The 5973-nt window shown below is 61.5% G+C and carries 8 protein-coding genes; 1 reads left to right on the top strand and 7 read right to left on the bottom strand.

Features of this window, described 5'->3' with window-relative positions:
* Nucleotides 1-65: 65 nt before the first annotated feature.
* The 3 genes from ACE03M_RS11360 to glpX all read right to left on the bottom strand — a co-directional run bounded on the left by ACE03M_RS11360 (nt 66) and on the right by glpX (nt 3380).
* Nucleotides 66-1469, bottom strand: coding sequence for a class II fumarate hydratase (locus tag ACE03M_RS11360; RefSeq protein WP_143921269.1), 1404 nt, complete (start codon nt 1467-1469; stop codon nt 66-68).
* A gap of 67 nt (nt 1470-1536) precedes the next feature.
* Nucleotides 1537-2163 carry a carbonic anhydrase gene (locus tag ACE03M_RS11355; protein WP_143921270.1) on the bottom strand — a complete coding sequence of 209 codons (627 nt, stop codon included), beginning with the start codon at nt 2161-2163 and terminating at the stop codon, nt 1537-1539.
* A gap of 92 nt (nt 2164-2255) precedes the next feature.
* A complete protein-coding gene (glpX, locus tag ACE03M_RS11350) occupies nt 2256-3380 on the bottom strand; it encodes a class II fructose-bisphosphatase (RefSeq protein ID WP_009883708.1) in 1125 nt (374 codons plus the stop codon).
* A gap of 74 nt (nt 3381-3454) precedes the next feature.
* On the opposite strand from glpX, the gene ACE03M_RS11345 reads away from it, so the two are divergent.
* Entirely contained in the window at nt 3455-4159 is a 705-nt protein-coding gene (locus ACE03M_RS11345; RefSeq protein ID WP_260847985.1) for a DUF4245 domain-containing protein, read from the top strand.
* Nucleotides 4160-4219: 60 nt separating this feature from the next.
* On the opposite strand, the gene ACE03M_RS11340 is transcribed toward ACE03M_RS11345, so the two are convergent.
* From ACE03M_RS11340 to ACE03M_RS11325, 4 genes are all read right to left on the bottom strand, one after another.
* Nucleotides 4220-4735: an SRPBCC family protein gene (locus ACE03M_RS11340; RefSeq protein ID WP_143921271.1), complete on the bottom strand. Its 516-nt coding sequence runs from the start codon at nt 4733-4735 to the stop codon at nt 4220-4222.
* The gene (locus ACE03M_RS11335; protein ID WP_485934022.1) at nt 4674-5051 is read right to left on the bottom strand and encodes an ArsR/SmtB family transcription factor; all 378 of its coding nucleotides are present in this window, start codon (nt 5049-5051) and stop codon (nt 4674-4676) included. Before ACE03M_RS11335 ends, ACE03M_RS11340 begins: the two co-directional genes overlap by 62 nt.
* A gap of 127 nt (nt 5052-5178) precedes the next feature.
* Complete coding sequence (locus tag ACE03M_RS11330) at nt 5179-5415, bottom strand: exodeoxyribonuclease VII small subunit (protein WP_485934021.1); 237 nt, start codon at nt 5413-5415, stop codon at nt 5179-5181.
* Nucleotides 5416-5462: 47 nt separating this feature from the next.
* Nucleotides 5463-5973 (bottom strand): exodeoxyribonuclease VII large subunit (locus ACE03M_RS11325; protein WP_485934020.1); only part of this gene is annotated, 511 nt, incomplete at its 5' end.

Genomic DNA, 5973 nt, shown 5'->3' with positions numbered 1-5973 from the left:
CCCCCCCCCCCGCCCCTGTGTTGTGAGACTTATCTGCTGTGTGGCCGACTTGCAGTCTGAGTGACTTACTTGTAGTCACCGATCATCGTGGTGACATCGAGTGCGCTGTCGAGGTCAGCCTCGGTGATAGAGCCGTCGGAGACGAAGCCGAGATCCATGGTGGCTTCCTTGACGGTCATCTTGTTGGCCACGGCGTGCTTGGCGATCTTCGCCGCCGATTCGTAGCCGATGACCTTGTTCAGCGGAGTCACGATGGAGGGGCTCGCCTCGGCGAGGAAGCGGGCGCGCTCCTCATTGGCCTGGAGCCCGTCGATCATCTTCTCGGCCATCACGGTCGAGGAGTTCGCGAGCAGTCGAATGGATTCGAGCAGATTCGACGCCATGACAGGAATGCCGACGTTGAGCTCGAAGGCGCCGTTTGTCGACGACAGCGCAACAGTGGTGTCGTTGCCGATGACCTGGGCCGCGACCTGGATCGTGGCTTCGCAGATGACCGGGTTGACCTTGCCTGGCATGATCGAGGAACCGGGCTGCAGGTCGGGGATGGCGATCTCGCCGAGGCCGGTGTTCGGTCCCGATCCCATCCACCGCAGATCGTTGCAGATCTTCATATAGCCGTAGGCGATCGTACGCAGCTGACCCGAGGCTTCGATGAGTCCGTCGCGGTTGGCCTGAGCCTCGAAGTGGTTGCGTGCTTCCGTGATGGGAAGCCCGGTCTCTTCGGCGAGGATCTCGACGACGCGTGCGGAGAATCCGGCAGGGGTGTTGATGCCGGTGCCGACGGCAGTTCCGCCCTGTGGGACCTCAGCGACGCGGGGCAATGACGCCTCGATGCGCTCGATTCCGTAGCGGACCTGGGCAGCATAGCCGCCGAATTCCTGCCCCAGCGTCACCGGGGTGGCATCCATGAGGTGGGTGCGGCCCGACTTGACGATCTGGGCGAATTCCTTCGCCTTCTTCTCCAGTGAGGTCGCCAAGGTCTCCATGGCCGGGACCAGCGTATTGACCAGTGCCTTGGTCACGGCGACGTGCACGGAGGTGGGGAACACGTCGTTCGAGGACTGCGATGCGTTGACGTGGTCATTGGGATGAACGTCGATGTCCTGGGATTCGAGGGCCTTCGTCGCCAGGGAGGCAAGAACCTCGTTGGTGTTCATGTTCGACGATGTTCCCGAACCTGTCTGGAACACGTCGATGGGGAAGTGGGCGTCGTATTCGCCGGAGATGACCGCCTCGGCGGCCTTTTGGATGGCTCCGGCCCGGTCAGCATCGAGGACTCCGAGTTCCAGGTTGGCCTTCGCAGCTGCCTTCTTGACCTGGGCCAAAGCGGCGATGTGCGCCGATTCCAGGGTCTTGCCGGAGATCGGGAAGTTCTGCACGGCGCGCTGTGTCTGCGCGCTGTACAGGGCATCTTTGGGTACTTTCACTTCTCCCATGGTGTCGTGTTCGATGCGAAATTCTTCGCTCATAGTTGTCCTTTCCGACAAGGTGTCTGGGCTGTTAGTCATTGTTCATCGGCCGCAGATGCGGCCGTGGTCAAGCGAAGCGGGTCGAGACCGCGTCTTCGTCACCGCCGTGCTGCGCGACGACCGTTGTGCGGCCGTCATGCAGCTGGTAAGTCAGGCCGACGATGATGAGGCGACCTTCTTCGACTGCGCGGGAGATGATTGCCGAGAGCTGCATGATCTTCTCCACCGTGTCCATGGTGTTCTGCGCGACCGTCTCATTGACGGTTGTGCGGTTGTTCTTGCGAGCTCTGGCCACAGTAGGGAGGATCCGGGCCACGACGTCGGAGATGAACCCGGGGGGAGTCTCTCCGGTGTCGTAGGAGTTGTACGCCGCCGTCACCGCGCCGCAATTGTCGTGACCGAGCACGACAAGTAGGGGAGTGCCGAGAATCTCGACCCCATACTCGAGGGAGCCGAGGGTCACGGGATCGACGACCTGTCCGGCATTGCGCACGACGAACATGTCGCCGAGGCCGACGTCGAAGATCATCTCCGCTGCGACTCGAGAATCCGAACAGCCGAAGAGGGTGACGAAAGGCATCTGGTTGTTCGACAGTGCCTCACGCCGCGCGGTGTCCTGATTGGGGTGCTGCGGGACGTCATCGACGAAGCGATGGTTGCCTTCGAGCAGACGTTTCCAAGCCTCGTTCGGCATCAGAGAGATCCTCACTTCCGGTTGTCAGGCCAGGGGTCGAATCGGTGGTGTCCGAATTCGACAGTGACCGGGGTGGATATCAAGGGGTGGGCTCAGATGAGTCCTCGGCGGGCTGCCTCCTCGGCGGCCTCCACGTACGAGTGGGTCTTCGCTGCTTGATGCTCGGCGAAGACCGAACGTACGGTTCCCGACTTCGAGCGCATGACCAGCGAGTGAGTGGTGACGTGTCCGCCGTCGAACTTCACACCGTCGAGCAGGTCGCCGTTGGTGATGCCTGTGGCCACGAAGTAACTGTTGTCACCGGTGACGAGGTCATCGGTGTTGAGTACCTTGTCGACGTCGAGCCCGGCTGCAGCCGCAGCCTCACGCTCGGAATCGTCCTGTGGCCACAGACGGCCCTGGATGACTCCGCCCAGTGCCTTGATTGCGCAGGCGGTGATGATGCCCTCGGGGGTGCCGCCGATTCCCATCAGCATGTCGACACCGGTACCGGGACGGCAGGCGGCGATTGCACCGGCGACATCACCATCGGTGATGAGCTGGATGCGTGCCCCTGCGGCTCGGATCTCGTCGATCATCGTCTGGTGGCGCGGACGATCGAGGATCATCACGGTCACAGAAGCTGGATCATTCGTGCCTTTGCCCTTGGCGACGCGGCGGATGTTCTCTGCCACAGGCAGGCGCAGGTCGACGGCATCGGCGGCAGCAGGGCCGGTGACGAGCTTCTCCATGTAGAAGACAGCCGACGGGTCGTACATGGCGCCGTCTTCGGTGACTGCCATGACCGAAATGGCGTTGGGCATCCCCAGCGCGGTCAGACGGGTGCCGTCGATCGGATCGACGGCCACATCGCAGTGGGGGCCTCCGCCGTCGCCGACCTGCTCACCGTTGAAGAGCATCGGCGCTTCGTCCTTCTCGCCTTCTCCGATGACGACTCGTCCGGCCATGCGGACGGTCGAGATTACGTTGCGCATTGCGGCGACAGCGGCACCGTCGGCAGCGATCTTGTCGCCGCGGCCCACCCAAGGAGCGGCTGCAATAGCGGCGGCCTCGGTGACTCTGACGAGCTCGAGGGCGAGGTTGCGGTCGGGAGCGTCGGCTCCGACCTGAGCTTTCTGGGACCAGGCATCCGTCACAGCGACGGGAGGAGCCTCGGCATCCACTCGGCCTCGGTCATGATGAGATTTCACGTCAGCAGATTCATTGGAGTCACTCATAGGTCCAATTGTGCCACCCCACACGTTCGGCGCCGACATCGGGACGATTTCGCGCCGCTACTGTGGCCACCATCATGAAAGCCCACCCAGGATTGGCCCTTGGAGCCTTCCCCGAGGACAATGGCGATGTGAACGCCCAATCTGATACCAACACTGTGGGAACGCAGGCGCCCGTGACACGCACGGATGCCGGTCCCGAGGGAGTGCCAATGGCTGACGAGTCCGGAGTGATGCTCCCGGGGTCCAGGGAAGAGATGCGCTTCCTTCGGAAGAACTCGAACTGGGTCAATATGATCATTGCGATCTTCGCCTGCCTGGCCGTCGTCGCAGTGGTTCTGCTGATCGCCCCGCAGCCGCAAGTCGACTCCCAGCGTGTGGTTGACTACCAGACGATTGCGGAGCAGTCCCAGGACAGCGCCGACTTCGATCTCATCGTGCCGGAAATCCCGAGCGGGTGGACATCGAACGAGGCGAACTTGGACCGTGTGGGCGAATCCGACCACACGTCCTGGTATATGTCCTTCGTCGGAACTGAGCGGCAATGGGTGAGCATTGAGCAGGCCAAGGCCAGCGAGAGCTGGGCCGAGAACCAGGTCGATGATGCGATTGCCGCTGAGACGGTGACCGTCGGCGGCTCTGACTTTCAAATCTATCGGACCGAGGATGCCAAGGAGCATTGGGTCACAGGCAAGGGCGACACCTTCGTCGTCATCACCGCAATCGCGAGGCCCGACACCATCGATGCCTTCGCGAAGCAGGTCGCCGAACAGCTGAAGTGATCAGATCGTCGATCAGCTCACTTCGGACTCACATCGGAGCTGATGCGTCTCTTCCTGTTCTCAGGAGGTCGGCTCGGTCAGCCCATGCCCGGTCTCAAGGACGGTCTTGAGACCGCTGAGGACCATCATCCAACCAGGACCTGAGACCTGCTCCGCTGTTCTAGGCGAAGCGCCTAAGTGGTCATGGATCACGGTGAGCAGAGAGACTGAGTCATCGTGACGACGGATCTCCCAGGTCACCCTGCTTGTCGGTTCCGCCGCGAGTTCGGTGTCATAGAGTGATCGCCACCCGACGACGAGTCGGAACGGTCGATCGGATTCGATAACCGTTTCATCACCCCACAGGGACTCACCGTCGGGGGAGAGGTATCGAAATGGCGATCCCGACTCTGCGGTGGTCTCCACTCGAGAGCCGTAGAAGTATTTTGCCGAGAACTCCGGCTGGATGATTGCATTCCAGATCTCTTCGGGTGTCGCCCTGATGAAGATCTGATAGACCTGGTCTGTCGTCGACTCAGGCTTCTGTTTCGTCGGGGGTGTCTGGTCCTGCTGTGGGGGCTGCGACGTCGGTGCCATGATCGTGTGACTCCAAATCTTCTGCCAGGCTGATCAGCGCAGAGATCGGTGCCTCTGCATATCTACTCATCCAACGATCATGGATCTGCCGGATCGGCACAGGGTTGAGAAAATGCAGCTTCTCGCGACCCTGTCTGCGAGTGGCAAGTAGGTTCGCCTCCTCAAGGATCCTGAGGTGCTTCGCGATTCCGAACCTGCTCATCGGCATGTCAGCTTCGAGCTGGGTGATCGATTGACCGTTGTGGTCGAACAATCGGTCAAGCAGCCGTCGACGTGTCGGGTCGGCAAGTGCTTTGAAAACTGTGTCCGAATCCACGCCATCAGAATAAGAGACCAAATGGTCTCGCGTCAATGGTCTATCGGCCAGCAGGTGCCTGCGTTGTGCCCACGGGCAACGCAGGCCGCGGGTTCTCCAGCGTTGCGAAAATCAGAGGCCACCGATATCAGTCGTCGTCGGCGGACTCTTCGCGCGCTTTGTCGAGGCGTTCGCGTGCTCCGTCGAGCCACGACTGGCAGCGATCGGCCAGAGCCTCACCGCGCTCCCACAGGCTCAATGACTCTTCGAGAGGCAGGTTTCCGGCTTCGAGGCGTTTGACGATTGTGACCAGTTCCTCACGCGCCTGCTCATAGCTGAGAGCGGCGACCTCGGGGCGATCCTGTGCTGGAGATGGTTCGGTCATGGTGTCCTCCGTGTGATGTGTCGAATGCGTTCAGTGCGTTGGGGCGTTCACTTGTTGTCGCGAGACTCGTCTGTGGCAGTCACATCGGCATCGAAGCGTCCGCGAGCCACCCGGACGTGGACTGATGTTCCGACAAATACCTCGGCGGATTCTCTGATGGCCTCACCGTTGTCATTCTGGACGACGGCATACCCGCGTTCCAGTGTGCGCAGGGGCGAGAGAGATTGGGCTTGCGAACGCAGGTGGTTGATCTCGTTCTGCCCTTGGAACATCAGACTGGTCGTTGCCTGCAGGCTGCGGCGGCGAATCGTACGAAGTTCGTCTTCCCGAGCGGCCACCATAGTCTGCGGCTCGGCCAGCACCGGACGCGATCGGACTGCGGTGAGCATCTCCTGTTCCCGGTCGATGATCCGATTGACGGCGGCATCGAGCTCAGCCCGAGTGCGCAGCAGGTTCATCGCTTCCTCGGCCACATCCGGCACGATGCGTTTGGCAGCGTCGGTGGGAGTCGATGCTCTCATATCGGCAACCTCATCGAGGATCGGGCGGTCGGCCTCG

It is taken from the genome of Brevibacterium sp. AGC70, assembly GCF_057334195.1.
The sequence above is the reverse complement of the archived record's forward strand: the minus strand, read 5'-3'. Positions and strand labels throughout refer to the sequence as shown.